15 protein-coding genes and 1 pseudogene are annotated in these 20,545 nt (G+C 72.0%); 6 read left to right on the top strand and 10 right to left on the bottom strand.

Annotation, left to right across the window (positions count from 1 at the left end; all coding sequences use genetic code 11):
• Window positions 1–1,359 (bottom strand): ABC transporter substrate-binding protein, encoded by a 1,359-nt coding sequence (locus tag OG247_RS40155; protein WP_327256894.1) that lies wholly within the window; start codon window positions 1,357–1,359, stop codon window positions 1–3.
• Window positions 1,360–1,578: 219 nt separating this feature from the next.
• On the bottom strand, window positions 1,579–2,595 hold the full coding sequence (locus OG247_RS40150) for a LacI family DNA-binding transcriptional regulator (protein ID WP_327256893.1): 1,017 nt from the start codon (window positions 2,593–2,595) through the stop codon (window positions 1,579–1,581).
• A 194-nt stretch (window positions 2,596–2,789) separates the two neighbouring features.
• On the opposite strand from OG247_RS40150, the gene OG247_RS40145 reads away from it, so the two are divergent.
• Window positions 2,790–4,355 (top strand): oleate hydratase, encoded by a 1,566-nt coding sequence (locus OG247_RS40145; protein ID WP_327256892.1) that lies wholly within the window; start codon window positions 2,790–2,792, stop codon window positions 4,353–4,355.
• A gap of 142 nt (window positions 4,356–4,497) precedes the next feature.
• Entirely contained in the window at window positions 4,498–4,983 is a 486-nt protein-coding gene (locus OG247_RS40140; RefSeq protein ID WP_327256891.1) for a peroxiredoxin, read from the top strand.
• Window positions 4,984–5,372: 389 nt separating this feature from the next.
• Here OG247_RS40140 and OG247_RS40135 read toward each other — a convergent pair whose 3' ends face one another.
• Both OG247_RS40135 and OG247_RS40130 read right to left on the bottom strand, forming a co-directional pair.
• On the bottom strand, window positions 5,373–6,290 hold the full coding sequence (locus OG247_RS40135; RefSeq protein ID WP_327256890.1) for a MurR/RpiR family transcriptional regulator: 918 nt from the start codon (window positions 6,288–6,290) through the stop codon (window positions 5,373–5,375).
• Window positions 6,291–6,445: 155 nt separating this feature from the next.
• On the bottom strand, window positions 6,446–7,735 hold the full coding sequence (locus OG247_RS40130) for a M14 family metallopeptidase (protein WP_327257802.1): 1,290 nt from the start codon (window positions 7,733–7,735) through the stop codon (window positions 6,446–6,448).
• A gap of 307 nt (window positions 7,736–8,042) precedes the next feature.
• On the opposite strand from OG247_RS40130, the gene OG247_RS40125 reads away from it, so the two are divergent.
• Complete coding sequence (locus OG247_RS40125; protein WP_327256889.1) at window positions 8,043–8,858, top strand: bestrophin-like domain; 816 nt, start codon at window positions 8,043–8,045, stop codon at window positions 8,856–8,858.
• Window positions 8,859–8,897: 39 nt separating this feature from the next.
• Here OG247_RS40125 and OG247_RS40120 read toward each other — a convergent pair whose 3' ends face one another.
• The 6 genes and pseudogenes from OG247_RS40120 to OG247_RS40095 form a co-directional block, all read right to left on the bottom strand.
• A complete protein-coding gene (locus OG247_RS40120) occupies window positions 8,898–11,174 on the bottom strand; it encodes a HelD family protein (RefSeq protein ID WP_327256888.1) in 2,277 nt (758 codons plus the stop codon).
• Window positions 11,175–11,365: 191 nt separating this feature from the next.
• A complete protein-coding gene (locus tag OG247_RS40115; RefSeq protein WP_327256887.1) occupies window positions 11,366–12,133 on the bottom strand; it encodes a carbonic anhydrase in 768 nt (255 codons plus the stop codon).
• 413 nt (window positions 12,134–12,546) lie between these two features.
• Window positions 12,547–13,374 (bottom strand): annotated as a pseudogene (locus OG247_RS40110) (DNA polymerase Y family protein); the annotation flags it as partial.
• A complete protein-coding gene (locus tag OG247_RS40105; RefSeq protein ID WP_327256886.1) occupies window positions 13,371–16,787 on the bottom strand; it encodes a DNA polymerase III subunit alpha in 3,417 nt (1,138 codons plus the stop codon). The pseudogene OG247_RS40110 and the gene OG247_RS40105, both read right to left, overlap by 4 nt.
• A 232-nt stretch (window positions 16,788–17,019) precedes the next feature.
• Window positions 17,020–18,129: a zeta toxin family protein gene (locus OG247_RS40100; RefSeq protein WP_327256885.1), complete on the bottom strand. Its 1,110-nt coding sequence runs from the start codon at window positions 18,127–18,129 to the stop codon at window positions 17,020–17,022.
• A gap of 49 nt (window positions 18,130–18,178) precedes the next feature.
• The gene (locus tag OG247_RS40095) at window positions 18,179–18,424 is read right to left on the bottom strand and encodes a hypothetical protein (RefSeq protein WP_327256884.1); all 246 of its coding nucleotides are present in this window, start codon (window positions 18,422–18,424) and stop codon (window positions 18,179–18,181) included.
• A gap of 201 nt (window positions 18,425–18,625) precedes the next feature.
• On the opposite strand from OG247_RS40095, the gene OG247_RS40090 reads away from it, so the two are divergent.
• From OG247_RS40090 to OG247_RS40080, 3 genes are all read left to right on the top strand, one after another.
• A complete protein-coding gene (locus OG247_RS40090; RefSeq protein WP_327256883.1) occupies window positions 18,626–19,120 on the top strand; it encodes a GNAT family N-acetyltransferase in 495 nt (164 codons plus the stop codon).
• Between the two features lie 133 nt (window positions 19,121–19,253).
• Complete coding sequence (locus tag OG247_RS40085; protein WP_327256882.1) at window positions 19,254–19,610, top strand: hypothetical protein; 357 nt, start codon at window positions 19,254–19,256, stop codon at window positions 19,608–19,610.
• 25 nt (window positions 19,611–19,635) lie between these two features.
• Window positions 19,636–20,526, top strand: coding sequence for a hypothetical protein (locus OG247_RS40080; RefSeq protein WP_327256881.1), 891 nt, complete (start codon window positions 19,636–19,638; stop codon window positions 20,524–20,526).
• Window positions 20,527–20,545 lie beyond the last annotated feature (19 nt).

Here is a 20,545-nt window from a genome sequence, read left to right as displayed (position 1 = left end):
TCACTTCACCGTGGCGAGGATGGAGTCGGCGCGGGCGGCGGCGTCCTTCAGCAGGGTGTCGATGTCCGCGTCCTCCTTGGTCAGGACGGACTGCATGACACCGTCCAGGACGGTGTAGAGCTGCTGCGCGTTCGGCGGCTCGACCTTGACCTCGACCTGGGGGCTGCGGTCGACGAACGGCTTGTAGTTCTCCTGCGGCACGTTGGCGTGCTCGGCGTGGATGGCCTGGATCTTCTGCTGGGCGGCGCCCGCGAACAGGTTCGGCTGGGGAAGGCCGATCGGGACACCGAGGCCGGAGAACTTGGTGACGTTCTCCTCCTCCCGGTCTGGGTTGAGGTACTTCCACTGGACCCACTGCAGACCGGCCTTGATCTTCTCGGGCGTGGCCTTGGGATTGAACATGAAGCCGTCGCCGCCGCCGAGGGTGGCCGTGCCGGGAAGGGCCGCCAGGCCGAACTCCTCGTACTTGCGCTCGAACTGCTTGACGATGGTGGGGATGTTGTCGGGTCCGGCCATGTACATACCGAGCTTGCCGGAGCCCATCATCTTCTGGACGTCACCGATCTCCAGGAGTTGGCGGGTGCCCATGCTCCGGTCGGTCCAGCGCAGGTCGTGGAGGGTCTGGAGCGCCTTGCGGCCGGCGTCGCTGTCGAAGGCGGCCTTCCACCTGCCGTTCTCCTCGGTGGCGACCTCGCCGCCCATGGAGTACAGCCAGGACGTCAGGTGCCAGCCGCCCTGGTTGTTCTTGCTGTAGTCGGCGTAGCCCACGGTGTCCTCGCCGAGCGCGCTGATCTTCTTCGCGGCGGCGCGGACCTCTTCCCAGGTGGTGGGCGGCTTGTCCGGGTCGAGGCCTGCCTTGCGGAAGAGCTCGCGGTTGTAGACGAGACCCATGGAGTAGTTCCCGGTGGGCAGGCCGTACGTCTTGCCCTGCTTGTCCTGGAAGACTTGTCGGAGCTCGGGGCGTATGTCGGAGAGGTACGGGACGCCGGCCAGGTAGGGGGTGATGTCGGCGCCCTGCTTGCGCTGTATGAGGCCTGCCGGGTCGGTGAAGTAGACGTAGTAGACGTCTTCGAGCTGGCCGCCGGCGAGCTTCGCCGCGAAGGTCTTGGGATCCATCTGGCCTTCACGGGCATCGATATTGATCTTCGGGTGCGCCGCTTCGAACTGCTTGACGAGCTCCTCGAAGTCCTTGCGGTCGGCGGCCTGCGTGGTGGCCGGCATGCCGTTGACCGTGATCGTCACCACCCCGCCGGCCTTGTCGCCGGCCGGGGCCGGCGTGCCGCCGCAGGCGGCGGCTCCCAGGCTTGCCACGAGGGCGGTGGAGAGGAACAGGGCGCGACGTCTGGTGATGCCATCCATGCGAACAGGCCTTCCGAGCGGGTCGGGCTTCGATGGCGCGACAGTAGAAGCCGTGAACGCAAGAAGTCAATAATGTTACGCAAGACATTAAGCATCGAGATTCGGGGATGTGACAGAACGTGACGTCCCGGCCGTCAGCTCGATGGGCTCCCCCCGATACGCGGAGAGGGCCCGGCCGGCGCCGGGCCCTCCCCTTCCCACTCCGCACCCGCTCCCCCGTCAGCGCCCCGGTGACGGGCGCGCGGTGGACGACCGGACGATGAGTTCGGTGTCGAAGAGGATCTCCGCGGACAGGCCCACTCCCGTACGGATCCGCTCGGTCAGGAACTGCACCGCGGCCGAGGCCATGGCCGCGACGGGCTGGCGGGACGTCGTCAGCGGCGGGTCGGTGGCGACCATGAAGAGCGAGTCGTCGAAGCCCACGACGGACAGCTCGGCCGGCACGCTCAAGCCCCGGCGGCGCGCGCCCCGGATGGCGCCGAGTGCGAGGGCGTCGCTCGCGCAGACCACCGCCGTCACCCCGCGCGGGAGCAGCTGGGCGATCGCCGTGGCACCGCCCTCCATCGAGAAGAGCGCGTGGGCGACGAGCGGTCGCCACTCCCCCGCCGGGACCCCGCGCCGGGCGTTGAAAGCCGCGTAACCAGTGAGTTTGCGGACCGACGGGACGTGCCCGGAGGGCCCCACGATCATCCCGATCCGCTCGTGTCCGAGCGCCGACAGGTGCGCCAGCGCCTGCTCGGCCGCCCCGGCGTCGTCCACCGAGACCTGCGCGACGCCCGGGTTCTCGTCGGCCGGATTCACCAGGACGACGGGGATCGCACGGCGGTGCAGCTCACGGCCCTGAGTCTCCCCTATGTCCGTGTAGCTGGCGCCGACGAACACGATGCCGCCGACGTTCTGGCCCAGCAGCATGTCGACGTAGTGGGACTCCGAGACCCCGTCGGCCGTGCGCGTACACAGCACGGGGACCAGGCCCTGGCCGTTGAGCAGTCCGGCGAGGGCTTCCGCCGCCGCGGAGAAGACGGGGTTCTGGAGGTCGGGCACCACCAGCCCGATCAGCTGGGCCCGTTCCTTGCGGAACTCCACCGGGCGCTCGAACCCGCACACGTCGACGGCCGTCAGGACCGCCTCGCGGGTGGCGGGTGCCACGTCCCTGTTGCCGTTGAGTACGCGACTCACCGTAGTCGCGCTGACGCCGGCCATCTCGGCCACTTGGGCTAGCCTCTGGGTGCTCACGCGGTCAAGCTACCAGCAGGGTGCGCAAAAACCAGTCCCACGTACGCAAATATCTTGCAAGCGGGTGCGCGGGTTCTCGCCCGGCACCCGCCCAACGGCGCACCCGAGTCGCGGCAGGGCACAGGGGGTGGTCGCCTGGGTGGGTGACCGTACGGCCGACCGGGGTGCGTGCGGCCAGGGCGAGGAGACACATCGTGGCCAAGGCCTATCTGGTGGGTGCCGGCATCGCTTCCCTGTCGGCGGCGGCGCTGCTGATCAGGGAAAGCGGTTTCGCGGGCTCGGACATCACGATCCTGGAGGCCCAGGGCCGCACCGGCGGAAGCCTGGACGCCGCGGGAGACCCCGAGAACGGCTACACCATGCGCGGCGGCCGGATGTTCGAGCTGCACTTCGAGTGCACGTACGACCTGCTGCGCTCCATCCCCTCACTGGACGCCCCGGACACCTCGGTCACCGAGGACACCTTCGCCTTCCACGAGGACTTCGCCTGGAACGACAAGGCCCGCCTGGTCGACTCCTCCGGCCTGCGGGTCGACACCCGCTCGATGGGGTTCTCCGAGCGCGACCGCCTGGACCTGGTCGCCTGCGTGGCCTCCCCCGAGTCCCGGCTCGACGGCAAGCGGATCTCCGACTGCTTCACCCCCGCGTTCTTCACCACCAACTTCTGGTACATGTGGTGCACGACCTTCGCCTTCGAGCCCTGGCACTCGGCGATCGAGTTCCGGCGCTACCTCAACCGGTTCGTGCACCTCTTCAAGACCTTCGACACCATGTCGGGCATCTACCGCACCCGCTTCAACCAGTACGACTCGATCGTGCGCCCGCTCCAGAGCTGGCTGCGGAGCAACGGCGTCACGTTCTCGATGAACACCACCGTGACCGACGTGGAGCTGGCCGACGGCGAGGGCACCACCGTCACGGCCCTCGCCTGTACGCGGGAGGGCGCGGACCTGCGGATCGCCGTCGCCGCCGAGGACCTGGTGTTCGTCACCAACGGATCGATGACCGCGAATTCGACCCTGGGTTCCACGGACACCCCCGCCGTACTGGACACCTCCGCGCCGGACGCTTCGTGGCGCCTGTGGCAGACCCTGGCGGCCAAGCGCCCCCACCTGGGCGACCCCTCCGTGTTCGACTCCTCCGTCTCGGACTCCACCTGGGGCTCCTTCACCGTCACCACCCAGGACCCGACCTTCTTCAAGGCCATGGAGGAGTTCTCCGGCAGCGAGGCCGGCAAGGGCGGTCTGATCACCTTCAAGGACTCCGGCTGGCTGCTGACCATCGTCCTCAACCACCAGCCGCACTTCCACGAGCAGCCCGAGGGCACCTACGTCTGGTGGGGGTACGCCCTGTTCCCGGACAAGCCCGGTGACCACGTGGGCAAGACGATGGCCGAGTGCACGGGCCGCGAGATCCTCACCGAGGTGCTCGGACACCTGCGCCTCGAGCAGAGCGAGCAGATCCTGGAGTCCTCGGTCGTCGTTCCGGCGCTGATGCCGTACATCACCAGCCAGTTCCTGGTGCGCAAGGCCGGCGACCGACCCGAGGTCGTCCCGGAGGGCTCCACCAACCTGGCCTTCATCGGGCAGTACGCCGAGGTCCCCGACGACGTGGTGTTCACCGTCGAGTACTCGGTGCGCACCGCGTGGACCGCGGTGGCCCGGCTGCTGCACCTGGACCGGCAGCCGCCGCCGGTCCACAAGGGCGGCCACGATCCCAAGGTGCTCCTCGAGGCCCTGCACACGATGCACCGCCGCTGAGCCCTGGTCGCGCCGGCCGCGCCCGCCGTCTCATCGCCCCGCCGTCTCACCGCCCCGCCGCCCGGCCCCGGCCTCCGGGCTGCGACACGGCGGGCGCGACCGGGTACCGTACGCCCCTCGACGACAGAGAGGTGCGGCCATCGTGACCCGAATCCCGGACGTGGGCGATGTGGTGGGCGATTTCTCGCTCCCCGGCGGTCTGCTCAGCGAGGACGTGTTCACCCGCGGGCAGTACGCGCTCGGTGAGCAGCGCGGGAACCCGGTCGTTCTCGCCTTCTACCCCGGCGACAACACCCCCGTCTGCACGACGCAGTTGTGCTCCTACTCCGACGGGCTGGAGGCACTCTCCGCGTGCGGCGCCCAGGTGTGGGGCATCAGTCCGCAGGGCGTCGACAGCCACGAGGCCTTCGCCCGGGCCCGCGGCCTGCGGATTCCGCTGCTCGCCGACACCGATCGCACGGTGGCCCGCGCCTTCGGCATCGCCGCTCCCGTGATCGGTCTGCGGCGGGCCGTCTTCGTCATCGCGCCGGACGGCACCCTGCACTGGAAGCACGTCGGAACCCTGGGCATGAGGTTCCCTTCCGCGGACACCATCGCGGAGCAGCTCGTCGGCGTGACCACCGGCTGAAGCGCCGGATCCCCGGCCGTCCGGCCGGGGCCGGACGAACGGGGACCGCGGAGCGGACGGAACGCATGGATGGGCCCGAGAGCAAGCCGATCGGACGAATGCGCCGATCGCCGGTGGAGAAGGTGCTGGGCGGCCTCGGCCCAGGGGTTGGCCGAGGCCGCAGAGGCGCTGCGGGATCCGAAAGCCGGACGGGACACCTGGCGTGACGTGAGGAGGAGAAACGTCACGCCCCGGTGTCTGGTTCTAGGACGGTGTGGGGACACCTTCCTTGGCATCTTGACGGATGACCGCGCCGCCATCAGTAAACATATATACCGCCGAGTAGGCAAGGGTATGAAAATATTCATGTTTAGAGAGGGTGTGAATATGACAGCTCACACCCGTTCGCCCTAGAGGAAGAAGCCGTGCTGGTCCGCGGCCTGCTCATAGCTTTCGAGCCGGGCCTGCGTCCGCTCGGGGTCCGCGTCCGCCATCGCCTGGAGCAGCGCCGCCGACAGGACGCCCGGCGCCGAGTACGAGTCGAAGACCAGCCGCGAACCGGTGCCGGCCGTCAGCGCCACATCGGCTTCGTCCACCAGCGGCCCCAGCGTGCGGTCGGTGATCAGCGCGATCCGCAGCCCCGCGCCGCGGGCCACCCGCAGTGCCGCCAGGGTCTCCTTGGCGTGCCGGGGCATCGCGAAGGCCAGGACCCAGCTCCCGCCCGCCGCCCGGGCCTGCAGCAGCGCGTCGGAGGCCACGCTGCCGCCGCCGGTCACCAGGCGCACGTCGGGGTGGATCCGGCGGGCCGCGTACGCGAAGTACTCCGCCAGCGAGACGGAGATCCGCAGCCCGAGGACGGTCAGCGGCACCGACCGGGCCAGCTCGCGCCCGATGTCGAGCACCTGGTCGGTGTCGGCGAGCAGCTGCCGGACGGTGCGCAGGTTCTCGATCTCGGCGTCGACGGCCGCCTGCAGTTCGTTGCGCCGGGTCTGTTCGGGGCTGTCCGGGGTGCCGGCCACCGCGCTGAGCGCGATCGGTTGGAGCACGTCGCGGAGGGCCGGATAGCCGCTGAAGCCGAGGGCCGCGGCGAAGCGGGTCACGGAGGGCTGGCTCACGCCGGCCCGTTCCGCGAGCTCGGTGATCGAGAGGAACGCCGCCTCGGTGAGGTGGTCGACGAGGTACTGGGCGATCCGGCGCTGGCCCGGCGAGAGCGGGTGCCCGTCGAACAGCGCCCGGACCCGGTCGGCCGGGGCCCGCTCGTGGTCGACCGCCTGCCCGCTCGGTGTGATCGCTGCCGCCTGTGCGCGCGCCTGCTGCCCCGATGACACCGGCGGACCTCCCTTTCGTGCCACTCCGTGATCCCAACATAGCTCACGGCATCCGGCTGACCAGCGCGCTTCCCCCTGCGGCCGGCAACGGGGGGACGTCCTGGGCGCCCGCGGTGCCCACCGGAACCACCACCTCCGCCCGAAGTGACGAAACGTCAGCAGATCGGCGCGGGCTGCCCCGTTGCGATCCGGTGCGGGGCCCGGCCGTCGAGGAGGAGCACCACGAGGGCGCGTAGGGGCTGGCTCAGCGGAACGAACGCGCCGCCGCCCGCGGCGGGTACGGCCCGCACGCCGTGGAGGGCGAGGCGGCTGCCGGCCGAGGCGTACTGGTCCGGGTTGAGCCGGTAGCCGCAGGGTGGGTCGGTGAGGATCTCGCCCCCGGCGGCGGGGGCGTTGTCCGCGCCGCCCAGCGGGACCGGGCCCACCACGTTCCCCGCCGCCCGGCGGGCTCCGTCCGAGGCCGCCGCCAGGGGGCCCGTACGCGTGGAGACGTAGGCGAACAGGCCGCGCAGGGCTGTCAGTTGGGAGTCGACCCGGCGGCGGCGGTTGAGGGAGGGATCGGCCCGCTCCGCGTCCCCGACCGGCCCCGCGAGTGCTTCGATGCGGCTTTCGATCAGCAGCGCGACCGCGTGCTTGACGCCCGCCGTGTTGCGCAGGATCCGCTCCTGGCCGTCGCCCGCGGACTGCCCGACGGGGGTGCCGGTGACGGGGTCGGTGCGGATGCCGTAGGTCCCGGTGGAGTGGCCGGCGGCGTGGGCCGCACCGCGTACGTACGCGGCGGACAGGGCGCGGGACTGCGCGTACACCGCCGGGTCGGTGTTGAGGTTGCGCGGCCAGAGGTCGAAGAGGTCCTTGTCGTACGTCCCCGGTGTCGCCCGGTACTCGTGCAGGTCGTACACGAGGTGCGGCCGGTGATCGCGCAGCACGGCGGCCATCGCCCGCGCCTCGGGCGAGGTCAAGGCCATGTGATCGCGGTTGATGTCGGTGCCCCCGGCGTTGGGGCGGGTACCGGCCGCCCGCCCGTCCGGGTTGGCGGTCGGGACCACGAGCAGGGTGACGGTCTCCAGGAAGCGCCGGGCCTCCGCGTCCCGGGCGTGGGCGAGGTCCCGGACGGTACTCAGGCAGGCCTCGCGCCCCGCCGGCTCGTCTCCGTGCTGGCTGCACACCAGCAGCACGGTGACGGGACCCCGGCCCAGGCTCACCAGCCGCAGCGGGCGACCGCGCACGGTCGTACCGATGGTCCGGACGGTGGCGCGCTCGCCGTGCCGGCCGACGGCACGGAGCAGCTCACGTTCCTGGGACTCACTGGTCCAGTGCGCTCCGTACGTGGCCTCGAAGCCGGTACGGGGCGCCCCTTCGGCCGCACGCACCGGGTCGGGGGCCAGGGCCACCGCGAGCACGGCCGTCAGGGTCGCGGCGAGTGCGGACAGGCCGCGCGCCGTCATCTTCTCGATCACGCCCCGGTTGTAGCGGGATCCGGACCGCGGCGGCAGGGATCCGCTCCTGAACTCACCCGGGTGGCCGGGTGAGTTCCTCCGGTACGGGACTCCGCGCCTCTGCCGAACGGCACTACCGCCGCACTCGTGCGGGTGGCGTGCGGGTGGCGTTCAGGCGCTGCGGGCGCGGCCCGTGCGGGACGGACAGGAGGATCACGGAAGGGCGATCCGACCGGGGGCACCGGCAGTCGACGAAGGAGATCTTGGTGGGATACGTGACGGGGCCGCCCGGTACCGCGGCCGGGGAGGCCGGCCGGTGACGGTCACCCTTCTCGTCGCCTTCCTCGCGCTGGCCGCCGGGCTTGCCGCGAACCGGTTCCTGCGCCCCCGGCTGATGGGCGGTGACGACACCGAGGGCATGGGCGTGCGCGACCTCATCGGGCCCCTGATGACCCTGACGATCCTGATCCTCGCGTTCATGCTCGTCACCGCCTCCAGCTCCAACGGGCGGGCCGACGACGCCGCGCGGGCGGAGGCGCACGCACTGGACCACCTCGCGGAGGTGGCGGACTACGCTCCCCCGGCCTTGCGCCAACGGCTGCGCGGTGACGCCGTCTGCTACGCGCGTGCCGTCGAGTACAAGGAATGGCCGGCCATGGCCGGGGGAAAGGGTTCCCCGGCCCCCAGCGTGTGGAGCAGGGACTTCCGCGCGACCTTCAAGGAACTGGGCACGGGCAGCCCCACCTTCGGCATGCTGGTCACCGCGGATGATCAGCGGTCCCTGGGCCGGCAGGCCAGGATGGCCGAATCCACTCCGACCATCCCGAACCTGATCTACTGGTTCATGCTGGTCAACCTCGCCGTGACCGTCGTCGGCCTCGGCCTGTGCCTGCCGCGCAAGGCCAACAAGGGTCCGCTCAGCGCCTTGGTCGTCGTCACCGTGCTGCTGACCGCGACCCTGCTCATCATCCGGGACGTGGACCGCCCCTTCGGCGGTGTGATCGTGGTGGAACCCACGCAGATGTCGGAGGTCGAGAAGGAGTCGGTCCGGGACTTCCTGGCCGACTACCCGGCGGACCGGCTCCCGTGCGACGAGCAGGGCCAGGCCAGGCCGCCGAGGGGCGGCCCGTAGATCCCGGCCTGCGGACACCGGCCGTCGATGCCGGCCCGTCTACGGCTGTTCGTCCAGGCCCTGCGGCAGCCGGCCGGTGTGGAGCACGCCCAGGGTCTGGGTCGCTCGCGTCAGGGCCACGTAGAGGTCGCTGGGTTCGTGGTCGGCCGGTTCCACGACGATCACCGTGTCGAACTCCAGGCCCTTGGCCTGCCGCGGCGCGAGCAGGACCACCGGTCGGGTGAGGTCGGGCTCCTCCCCCGCCCGCACGCCGGGCAGCACGGCCGCCAGTTCCTCGTGCAGCGGGCGCGGGGCGATCACCGCGAGGCGGCCCTCGGCCGGCGCGCCCTCCCGTACCGCGTCGGCCACCGCCGCGGCCAGGTCGTCGGTCCGCGCCACCCAGGGCCGGCGCCCCGTGGCACGGACCGAGCTCGGCGGCTCGAAGCCCGGGTGCCGGGCCCGGAGCACGGCTGCCGCCAGCTCCATGATCTCGGCGGGCGTACGGTAGTTGACGCCTAGGCGCACCAGGTCCCAGCGGTCTTCCACATAGGGCGCGAGGATCTGCTGCCAGGAACCGCAGCCGGCTTCGTCACCGGTCTGAGCCGGGTCGCCCACCAGCGTCATGGAACGGGTCGGGCAGCGCCGCATGAGCAGGCGCCAGGCCATGGCGGACAGTTCCTGCGCCTCGTCCACGATGACGTGCCCGAAGGCCCAGGTGCGGTCGGCGGCGGCCCGTTCGGCCGCGCTGCGGTGGTCGGCCTCCTCCTGGCGCTCCGCCATCCGCTCGGCGTCGATGATGTCGTGGGCCGCGAGGAACTCGTTCTCCATGTCCTCGAACTCGTAGGAGTCCGATCCGGCCGACAGGTCCAGCACGCCCTGCGCGTACGCGACGCGTTCGAGGCGCTCGCGCTCCTCGGCGGCGCGCCGCGCGGTGTCGTCGACCCCGAGCAGCTCGGCGGCCTCGTCGAGCAGCGGGACGTCGGCCGGGGTCCAGTCCGCCCCGCCCGTCGTCGTACGCCGGATCAGCTCGGCCTCCCGCTCGGGGAGGTGGGTGGGCTCGGCGAGGTAGTCGGAGATCAGCTGCCGGGGGGTGAGCGGGGGCCACAGCGTGTCGATGGCGGCGTGCACCTCGGCGCTGGTCGCGATCTCCTTGCCCAGCTGGGCGATGTCGTCGGGGCCGAGCAGGTTGGGGCCGCCGTAGGGGTCGGCGCCGAGCCGGTCGGCGAGCTGTTCGGTGAGCGCGTCGATGATCCGGAAGGCGAAGTACGGGCGCGCCAGGTTGTGCGGCAGTCCGGTGGCGCGGGCCCGGTCCCGGGCCTCGTGGGCCATGGTCCGGTCGAGCAGCAGCGTCCCGTAGTCGTCGTGGTCGATCTCCAGGGCCGGTTCGGGGACCACGTCGGCGTCCTCGCCGCTGCCCGCGGGCACGGTCTCCGGCAGCGTCTGCCGGTCGCTCACGACGCGGGCGAGGATGCCGGCCATCTCCGCGCGCCCCTTGACGGCGGCGGCGCCGGGGCGGTCGGCGGCGCTCGCGCGCACTCCCGGGAACAGCTCGCCCGGGGTCGCGAGCAGGACCCCGGTCTCGCCGAGGGCCGGGAGGACCTGGCCGATGTAGCCGAGGAAGGCCGGGTTCGGCCCGACGATCAGCACGCCTCGCTTGGCGAGCAGCTCGCGGTGCGCGTAGAGCAGGTAAGCGGCACGGTGCAGGGCCACGGCGGTCTTGCCGGTGCCCGGGCCGCCCTCCACCACCAGGACGCCGCGGTGGGTGGAGCGGATGATGCGGTCCTGCTCGGCCTGGATGGTCTGGACGATGTCGTGCATCCGGCCGGTCCGGGCGGCGTCGAGCGCGGAGAGCAGCACGGCGTCCGCGTCGGCCCCCTCGTGGCCGGTGCGCTCGGTGTCGGCGAGGTCGAGGATCTCGTCGTGCAGGGCCGTGACCTCGCGGCCCCGGGTGGTGATGTGGCGGCGCCGGCGCAGCCCCATGGGGGAATATCCGGTCGCCAGATAGAACGGCCGTGCGACATCGGCCCGCCAATCGAGTACGAGAGGGGTGCGCTCCCCGTCGTCCTGCCTGATTCCAATGCGGCCGATGTGGTGGTCCGAGCCGTCGGAGAACTCCAGCCGGCCGAAACACAGGCCGCTTTCGCCCGAGTTCAGAGCGGAAAGCAGACCGGACTGCTCAGCGACCACGACATCCCGCTCCAGGCGCGCCTGGAACCCGCCGCCGGCCTCGCCGAGCGCACCCTGGACGGCGCGTTCGGCCTGCTCCCGCAGGTCGTCGAGGCGCGCGTAGAGAGCCGTGATGAATTGCTGCTCATTCCGGAATTCTTCGGTTGACAATTCCACTCCTGACGCGGTAAGGTGTCCTCATAAGCTTTTTCACGTCTCAGCTCTGCTTCGATGTGAAACATCAAATATACGCAGACAAACACCCCGGCCGTCAATCGGTCCGGGGTGTTTTTGCGTGGCGGCGTCTTTGAGTGTTTGCGGGGCGGTGCCTTTGCGTGGCGGCGATGATATGCGAACGGTAATTACTCGGTGCGCAGCATGCGGACCCTCTGGTCGACCAGGTCGTAGCGTGCGACCGCCACGGCGAGCCGGCCGGTGGCTATCCTCCGGGCCAGGTCCGGCTCCGCCGCCAGCAGGCCGCGGGTCCGGCGCGCGTGCGCGTCGATGGTGGCGGCGACCCGGGCCTCACCGTACTGGCCGTGGTCGATGGAGGGCCGGATCTGCTCGGCCAGGTACTGGATGTGGGCGGGCAGCTCGGTACCCGTCTCGTCGGCGTGCACCGCGGCGCCGACGGCCCCGCACGACTGGTGGGCGAGGACCAGGACCAGGGGGACCTCGAGCTCCAGGACCCCGTACGCGATGCTGCCGAGCACCGCTTCGTCCAGCACCTCGCCCGCCGCTCGTACGGTCAGCAGATCACCGAGCCCCTGGTCGAAGACGAGCTCCGGCGGCACCCGGGAGTCGACGCAGCCCAGCACGATCGCGAAGGGGTGCTGCTCCCGCGCCACCTGGAGGCGTACGGAACGCGACTCGTGCGGGTGCTGCTGGCGGTACGCCGCCCAGCGCCTGTTGCCGGCCGCCAGGCGCCGCAGCGCCTCCTCCGGGGTCTGCGGCCGGGCCCCGTCCAAGGCCCCGCCCAAGGCTCCGGCGGAGGCCTCTGAAGCGGAGACGGGGAAGACCGAGCCGAGCCCGAGGACGGACCCGGCGGCCGCCGTGCCGGCCAGGGCGGTACGCAGGAGGCCGCGACGGCTGGGTGAACTGGCGGAAGGCGCCTGTGTGTTCGAGGACATTCGGGGACGTTAACCCCGCTCCGGCCCACCGAGGCCGCCCCCGGACGGAAATGGCGGGTTCCTCCCGGAGCCCGGCTCGATCGGGACGGCGCAGTTGTGGGTAACGCCTGCCGGCCACGGGGCCGACCGGCACATTGCTCCAAACCCGCCGGTACCCGGATCCCCTCGGGGTGGGGGCGTCCGCGCGCAGGGCGAGCGCTCTGCGCAGGGCGCTCGCCCGATAAGGACCGCCGAGGTGCCGGCCTCGGGGTGAGGAGCGAGGCCGGGTGTACGGCGCCGGCGCCGAAGCGGCGGCCGACCCGGTCGATGACCGGCTCCAGCGCGCGGGCGTTCTCGGTGTGCCGGTCGAAGGTCAGTTGCTCGGCGGCGCCGGCCGAGTCGGTCAGCTCGCCGACCCGGGCGCTCACCGCCCGCACGCGCGCCCGTTGCAGCCCGAGTGCGGAGAACAGTCCGTACAACGTCTGCTGGAGGCAGGGCGTGTGCGCGGTGGGCTCGCGCAGCGTGCGCGAACGCGTGGTGGCCGACCGGTCGGCGTAGGTGACCTGCAACTCGACCGTCCGGGCGACCTGGCCGGCGATCCGGAGCCGGGATCCGAGATCCGTGGCCGCGCCGAGCAGGGCGCGGCGGACCTCGGCCGGGTCGAGGACGTCCCGGTCGAAGCGCCGGGCGCTGGCGATGGTGGCGGGAGGTCCGGCCGGGATGACGGTGCGGAGGTCTACCCCTTGAGCCCGTTCGTGCAGGAGGCGACCGGTCGAAGCACCGGCGATCCGCTGCACCGTGGACAGCGGGAGCGCGGCCAGGTCGCCGATCGTCTCGATCCCGTACCGGAGCAGCGAGCGTTCCAGGACGGCCCCGACCCCGGGCAGTGCCCGCACCCGGCAGCCGTGCAGGAACCGCTCCTGTTCGGCCGGATCGTCGGGCAGCACCCGGACGGTGCCGGGCGGGGCGGTGTCGGCGGCCAGGGTGGCCAGGATCCGGTTCGGGCCGATCCCGCCCGTGCTGACCAGCCCGTACCGGGCCGCGAGCCGCGTCTGGAGCCGGTCCGCGAGCTCCACCGGGGACTGCCCGAAGTAGCGCGTGGCACCGGCCAGATCCAGCAGCGCGCCGTCCGGAGGGAGCGCCTGGACGACGGGGGTGACGTCACCGAGCACCGTGAACAGTTCGCGGTAGATATCGAAGCCGACGCGGTGAAAGCGCAGGTGAACGATCGCCACCCTGGTACTGGTACTGGTACTGGTCATCCGGCGCTCCCCTGACTCGCGTGCCACAGCCGCCCGGCGCCGCCACCGCCCTGCCCGCCGTGAGCCGGCCCGGCTGCCGAAACGGCGTCGCCGTCGGAGTGCGGGGGCTCGCCGGCGAGCAGCGTGCGGACGGCGGCGGGGCCGCCGTCCCGGTGGGCGTCGGCGATGTCCTGGAGGTTCCAGGCGTGGGTGCCGATGACGGAGACGGACTTGCCACGGCGGGAGACGGTGCCGCGCGCCAGGAGCAGGAAGTGGTGGAACAGCGGGTAGGCGGCCTGCTCGTGGGTGTCGTCGAAGAAGGTGAGGTCGATCTGACCGGCCGGGCTGCCGTCGTCCAGGGAGACGAAGATGGTGCGCCGTCCGGAGCGCATGGGCGGGGTCTGGATGGCGACCTTCGCGCCGGCCACCAGCACGGTCCCGCCGGACGGCTGGTCCTTCAGCCGGTGGGAGGGGGTGACACCGAGCTCGGCCAGCAGCGGGTGCAGCGGTTCCATCAGGTGCCGGGAGGCGTCCATGCCGATGACCTCCAGCTCGGCGTCCAGTTCTTCGCTCGGCGTCATCGCCGGCAGACCGCTCGGCCCGGGGTACGGGCCCGCACCGGCCGGGGTCAGGGTGAGCTGACCGGCTCCGGTGGAGGTCCGCTGGTGGCGGTGGAGCTCCTCGATCTGCAGGAGCAGGTCACGGCGGCCGGCTCCGGGGGCGAGGGTGGCGAAGGCGCCGATCCGCGCGAGGCGGTCGGCCACCGGGCGGGAGGGCCGGGCACGGGCCCAGAAGTCGGCGAGGTCCGTGTACGGACGGTCTCCTTCGATCCGGGCGGCCTGCTCCTCGGTGATGCCCTGGACGTCGGCCAGCGAGACCCGGAGTCCCAGCCTGCCGTCCGGGAGCCGCTCGGTGCGGTAACCGGTGGCGGAGTACTGGACGTCGAGCGGCAGGATCGGCACGCCGCGGCGGCGGGCGTCGGACAGCACCAGCCGCTTCGGGTACATGCCGGGGTCGTGCTCCAGCAGCCCGGCGTAGAACGGCGCCGCGTAGTGCGCCTTCAGCCAGGCCGACTGCAGGGTGGGCAGCGCGAAGGCGGTCGCGTGCGCCTTCGCGAAGCCGTAGGCCCCCATGTTCTCCAGCATCCGCCACACCCTGTCGATCACCTCCGGCCGGTAGCCGGCCGCGGTGGCGCTCTCCCGGTACCAGGTCCGGAGCTTCGCCAGGCGCTCCGGCTGGGCCAGGGCACGGCGCGCCTCCTCGCCCATGGCCAGGTCGCTCCGGGTCATGGTGGCGAACAGGCCCGCCACCTGCTCGTTGTAGATGACCACCCCGTAGGTGGAGCGCAGCCAACGCTCCAGGTCGGGGTGGGGATAGGTGACGGGCTTCTTGCCGTGCCGGCCGAGGAGGAAGGGGCGGATCATGTCCGCCTGGACCGGGCCCGGGCGGAACAACGAGATCTCGGCCACCAGATCGGCGAAGGTCTCCGGCTGGAGCCGGCCGAGGAGGTCCTTCTGGCCGGGGGACTCCAGCTGGAAGACGCCCAGCGACTCGCCCTCGCGCAGCAGCTCGTAGGCGGCCGGGTCGCTCAGCGGCACCTGAGTGCGGTCGTCCAGGTCGATGCGCTCGCCGGTGGTGCGTTCGATCTCGCGGACCGCGTACGCCATCGAGCTCTGCATCCGTACGCCCAGGACGTCGAGCTTCAGCAGGCCCAGGCCGTCCTTTTCGACGTCTTCCTTGTCGAAGACGGTGGCGGGGAAGCCTTCGGTGGCGGTCGGGACGACGGGAGTGCGCTTGAGGAGGGTGGCGTCGGAGAGGATGACGCCGCAGGGGTGCATCGCGGTGCCGCGCGGGAGTGCGTCGAGGCCTTCGACGAGGTCCCACAGGCGCCCGTAGCGCTCCGCGTGGGCGGCGACCTGCCGCAGTTCCGGGAGTTCGCGCAGCGCGGTGCGGGCGGAGCGGGCGGCGATGTGCGGGAACGCCTTGGCCAGGCGTCCGACCTCGTCCGGGGGCAGGCCGAGGGCCAGGCCGGCGTCGCGGATCGCCCACCGCACCCGGTAGGTCTCCGGCATGCTGAGGGTGCAGACCCGCTCCGTGCCGAACCGGTCCATGATCCGACGGTAGACGTCCAGGCGGCGGGCGGACTCCACGTCGATGTCGATGTCCGGCAGCGTGCGGCGGCGCAGGTTGACGAACCGTTCCATCAGCAGTCCGTGCTCCAGCGGGTTGGCGAAGGAGATGCCGAGCAGGTGCACCACCAGGGAGCCGGCGCCGGACCCCCGGGCTTGTACCCGGATGCCCATCTCCCGGATGTCGTCGACCACTTGGGCCACGGTCAGGGCGTACGAGGGCCAGCCGAGCGTGTTCAGCACCCGGAGCTCCTCCTCCAGGCGGGTCCGCATGGTGGCGGAGCGGTCGTAGCCGTGGCGGATCATCGCCGCCTCGCACCGCCGGCGCAGGGTCCGGGCGGACGTGCCGGGGGTCAGGCCGATGACGTGTTCCTCGGGGAAGTGGACCCGGCCGATCCCGAGGTCGGCGTACGGGTCGAGGCGGCACTCGGAGGCGGTACGGGTGGTGGTGGCCAGCAGGTGTGCGGCCCCGCCGTTCTCCTGTCCGGCTGCCCGGGCGACTTCCTCGGCGAGCTCGCCCATCTCGGTGGCGCTCTTCAGCGACCGCTCGCCGTTGCAGGTGCGGTCGGGCCGGATGGGGGTGAGCAGGCGGGCCGAGTCCAGTACGTCGGCGGTCGGCGCTTGGTCCGGGGTCGCGTAGCGGACGGCGTTGGTCAGGACGGCGAGCAGGTCGAGGTCGGCCGCCAGTCCGAGCGTGCGGGCGGCCAGCCGGAGCGAGCCGGGCCCCGTGCCGGTGCGGCGGTGGTGCACGGCCTCCAGCCGGAGGTGCTGCCCGAACGCCTCCCGCCACGGTGCAAGGAGGTCGGCCGCCCGGTCCGGACGACCGTCGGCGAGCGCCCGTACCGGCTCGGAGGCCGGGCCCAGCAGTACGGTCAATCCTTCGGCGTGCTGCTGGACCGCGGGCCAGGTGACGATCGGCTGCCCGCCGCCGGCCTGCTGCCGGGCGGCCCAGGCGGCGGTGATCAGCGCGCACAGGTTGGCCCAGCCGGTGGCGTCGCGGGCCAGCAGGGTGACCCGCGGTGCGGAGTCCGCGACGAAGGCGCCGCCCCGGGCCGGGGTGCGGCCCTTCGACGGCGCCGGGCCGGCCGGGCCGAGGAGCGGGACCGCGAGGTCCGCACCGAACAGTGGCCGGATCCCGGCCTTCGCGCAGGCCTGGGCGAACCGCACCGCCCCGGACACCGTGTCCCGGTCGGTCAGCGCCAGCTCCCGCAGGCCCTGCTCCGCCGCCCGCTCGGCCAGTCGTCCGGGCAGCGCCGCGCCGTAGCGCACCGAATAGCCGGAGGCGACATGCAGGTGCGCGAACATCGCGTCACCACCTCCAGCTCCTGATCAGCCCCCGATCGTCGACACCCGGCTCCCCATCCGGTCTCTCCAGCGTAGACCGTATTCGATAGTCTGTTCGACACGCACGTCAAGGCATTACCCCAGGTGGAGCAGGCATCACAGACGGTTCCCGCGTGTTCCGCTTCCTGCCGCCTCAGGGCGCGCGTGACACCCGAGCCGGGAATCTCGCCTCCGGCACGGGCAGCAGGTGCCTTCAGAGACCGGCGCCCGGACCGCGCGCGGGCCCCGGCCCCGACGGCGGGGGAACGGCCGGGGCCGACGTACCCCTCGGGGGCGGTACGTGGGTACGGGGGATCTCCACACCGGGCAGGAACCCGGCGCCCCTGGTCACCCGCACCGCGGCGTCACCCTGCCGGAAAGTACGCGCGGGAGTGCGGTCACCCGTACGGGCCGGGGCCGCGGCGGTGGACGTCGGTGCGGGCCGCGCACCGAAGTCGCCCCTGTCGGTGGTGATCAGCCCGGTGGCCAGACCCTCCTCGGCCAGCTTCTCGGCGTTCTCCCGGCCGACGGAGTACCCGCGGCCCGTGGCGCTGTCCGCGTAGAGGCCCTTGATGAAGCCCTCCGGCGCCATGCGGCCGCCGTACCAGTCGCGGCCGGCATCGAACTCCCGCCTGCCCGACAGCCACCGGGCGGCGTTCTGCTCCAGGCATTGCTGCTCGGGGACCTCCACGGACAGCACGACGCGCTGGTCGTAGCCCTCGCGCCGCAGGTCCGCCAAGAGGTTCGAAGTCCACCCGAGGGCCCGCAGGGACTGGTCGTAGAGCAGGTTGTAGCCCTCGGCGCGGGCCCACCGCTCGATCACGTCCTGGACGTGGCCCGACTCCCGGTGGACCAGGGAAGCCTTCTCCGACGGGGACAGCGGCCGGCCGTCGGACAGCCGGTCCAGGTGCGCGGGAAGCTCCGGTGCGCCGCCCTGCTCGAAGAGCGACACCTTGAACTCGTCCGGATCGAGAAGGACGTAGTCCTCGAGGTCCACACCGTGCACGCGGCGCAGCTCGTCACCGAGTTCGGTGTCCTGCGCCTGCCACTGCGACAGACCGCGCTGCGCCCTGCCCTTGCCGGAGCCGGGCGCTCCGCCCGTCATGAGCACGGCGTGACCGTCCTGCGGTTTCCCCTTGCACCGGTCCTTGAAGCGCTCGATGACCGCGTCGTGCAGGAGCGCCCGTTCGGGGGTCCACAGACCCCCCGGCGCGTGGCGGTTCCTGGTGTCGAACTCCCCTGCCACCGACAGGTCTCCGCCCGGGCCCATCCGCTGCTGGAGCTCCCGGTAGACCGGCTGCTCGTGTTCCCCCGCCAACAGCACGCTCGTTCCCTCCCTGCTCGACGCCGACGTTCCGCGGTCAGACCCGCGATCAGAGCCCGCGGTGCGCCAGGCGCGCCCTGATCCGCTCGATGTCCTCTGCCGTCAGTTTTCCGAGTCCCCGCGCCTGGTTGACCACGGCCAGGGTGTTGTCCTGGTGTGTCGGCGCCGTGTGGGCCGGGTCGAACCACTCTTCGTCGAAGTCCCAGGCCGCGATGGCCTCCAGTGCCTCGTCGCGGGGGATCTCGCCCGCCGCGTAGCGGTCGATGTAGTCACGCAGTGACGGCTTGTCGGTCACGGCTGGCACCCTCTCGTCCCGGTCGGCGGATCAGGCGATCATGCCAGAACGCGTCCGGGGCCGGGAGGTGCCCGCGGATCGCCATGACCGAGCACCCCGCCTCCCGGGAAGGACAGTTGGGAGCAGCTGCTGTGTCGGCGCAGGCCCGGGCAGCGGAAATCCGGATGCGGTACGCGGAGCGCGGCTGCTATCCCCTGGGGGATGGACCCTCTGCAGACCCGACGCCTCACCCTCCTCCCGCTGGACGCGGACCGGGCCCGGCGGCTCGCTGCCGGAACACCGGGCCCGGAGGACCGCTGGGCCGAGGGGTACCCGGACGCCGGCGACCTGGCCGGGGCCGAACGGTATCTGCGGGTGCTGGCCGACACGGGCGACCCCGCACCGTACGGGGCGTTCGAGATCCAGCGCCGCTCCGACGGGCTGCTGATCGGCGGCGCGGGGTTCCACGGCCCCGCCGACGAGGAGGGCCGGGTGATCGCCGGCTACGGGCTGGTGCCCGCCGTGCGGGGCCGGGGCTACGCCGCCGAGGCCCTGCGGGCCCTGCTGGAGCACGCCCGCGCTCACGGGGCGGCCTCGGTGTCGGGCGACACCGACCGGGAGAACACGGCCTCGCAGCACGTCATGACGGCCGCCGGCATGCTCCCCGCCGGCGAGGACGCGCGACTGCTGTACTACGCCGTGAGCTGGACGACCTGAAGGCAACGGACCCCGGACAGGGAGCGCGGGCCGATGTTTTGAGCCAGGAAGCGATCAACTACCTTGCCTTGCAGGGCATTTGCACGCTGCCAGAAGCTCCCCGCACCGCCGCATCGTGTGGGAAAGTCGGCATGTGACACGCCTGGCGGACCCCCTCCGCTTCCTCAGCATGCTGGCCGCCTGGGTTGCCACTCCCTGGGCGCTCGCACCGTACTCCGTGCTGCTCGCCGTGGTGTCGGTCGTCCTGCTGCTGGCCGTACTGGCCCTCTTCGCCACCCCGGGCGACAACGGGATGGTGAGGGAGAAGATCCTCGTGCCCGTCCCCGGCGCGGTGACCGTCGGCTTGGTCCTGCTCCAACTGGGCGTGGCCGTCGTCTCGTCCTGGGCAGCTTGGCCGACGTGGGCCGCCGTCGCCGTGACGGTGCTGGTCGCGGCCAGCCTGATCGCCGAGCAGCCACGCTGGCGGCAGCTGCTCGCCGTACGGAGTTAGCGCGGCTCGTGCATAGAATCCGGCCATGTCGATCACACCTTCCGCACCCGTTCTCCACGGCAGGAACGGGACGGATCTCCGCGTCGGCGACCAGGAGTTGGTCCTGCGCCAGGCACCCCAGGAGCACCGCATACCCTTCGCGGCGATCGCGCACGTCCACGCGGAAGGGCGGTCCGTCGAGGTCAGGCTCACGGCGCCCGCCGCGACCGCGCCGACCGTCTACCGGGTCGAGGACGTCAGCGAGGCCGCGGCCACCGCCTTCGCCCGGGCGGTGAACGCCGCGCTTCCGCCGGCCGGCGCCGCCGACTCCGGCTCCGGCTCCGTCGTGGTCGACGGCTCCGTCGTGGTCGACGGCTCCGCCCTCGTCATCACCCGTACCACCGAGCGTGAGCAGGAGACCAGGACCCCGAGGGAAGCGGTGTACCGGAAGCTCAAGTGGCTCGTGGCGGGGTCCTTCCTCGCCATCATCGCCATGAGCGTGATCGTCGTGATCTTCGCGGACCCCGTCAACGTCGTTTTCACCGTCCTCTCCGGTGGCGTCGGCTTCACGTTCACGATCGCCGCCTGGCTGTTGGCCCCGGAGGGCCTCAGGCCCTGGCGCCTGCCCCGGCACGGCATCACGGTGACGGCCGACCACGCCCACGACTCCGCTCAGCCGTGGCTCTACCTGTACTCGGACCTGGACGGGAACGCGTGGAGGTTCCTCGACTCGAGCGGCCGCCACAGCCTCGAGGTCAGCTACGACCCGCGTGACCCCGGCAAGGCCGTTCGCGCCGACGGTGCGGGGCGGTGGATACCGGGGATCCTCCCCCTGTCCTCCGGCATCGTCGGCGTGCTCCTGCTCATCGCGTTCCTCGCCACTCCTTTCATGGACTTCGGCCCATCAGGCGAGGAGTACAGGAACCAGTACCGGTAGGAGCCGGGCGGCGGCCGCG

The organism is Streptomyces sp. NBC_01244 (assembly GCF_035987325.1).
GTDB lineage: Bacteria > Actinomycetota > Actinomycetes > Streptomycetales > Streptomycetaceae > Streptomyces.
Note: the sequence above shows the minus strand (reverse complement) of the source record. Positions and strands in the feature narration are given on the sequence as shown.

What these genes read in the sequence shown, in the direction of transcription:
- OG247_RS40155 (WP_327256894.1), bottom strand. Translation starts at nt 1,359, where the DNA reads ATGGATGGCATCACCAGACGTCGCGCCCTGTTCCTCTCCACCGCCCTC.
- OG247_RS40130 (WP_327257802.1), bottom strand. Translation starts at nt 7,735, where the DNA reads ATGACGGCGCGCGGCCTGTCCGCACTCGCCGCGACCCTGACGGCCGTG.
- OG247_RS40115 (WP_327256887.1), bottom strand. Translation starts at nt 12,133, where the DNA reads ATGTCCTCGAACACACAGGCGCCTTCCGCCAGTTCACCCAGCCGTCGC.
- OG247_RS40105 (WP_327256886.1), bottom strand. Translation starts at nt 16,787, where the DNA reads ATGTTCGCGCACCTGCATGTCGCCTCCGGCTATTCGGTGCGCTACGGC.
- OG247_RS40090 (WP_327256883.1), top strand. Translation starts at nt 18,626, where the DNA reads ATGGACCCTCTGCAGACCCGACGCCTCACCCTCCTCCCGCTGGACGCG.
- OG247_RS40080 (WP_327256881.1), top strand. Translation starts at nt 19,636, where the DNA reads ATGTCGATCACACCTTCCGCACCCGTTCTCCACGGCAGGAACGGGACG.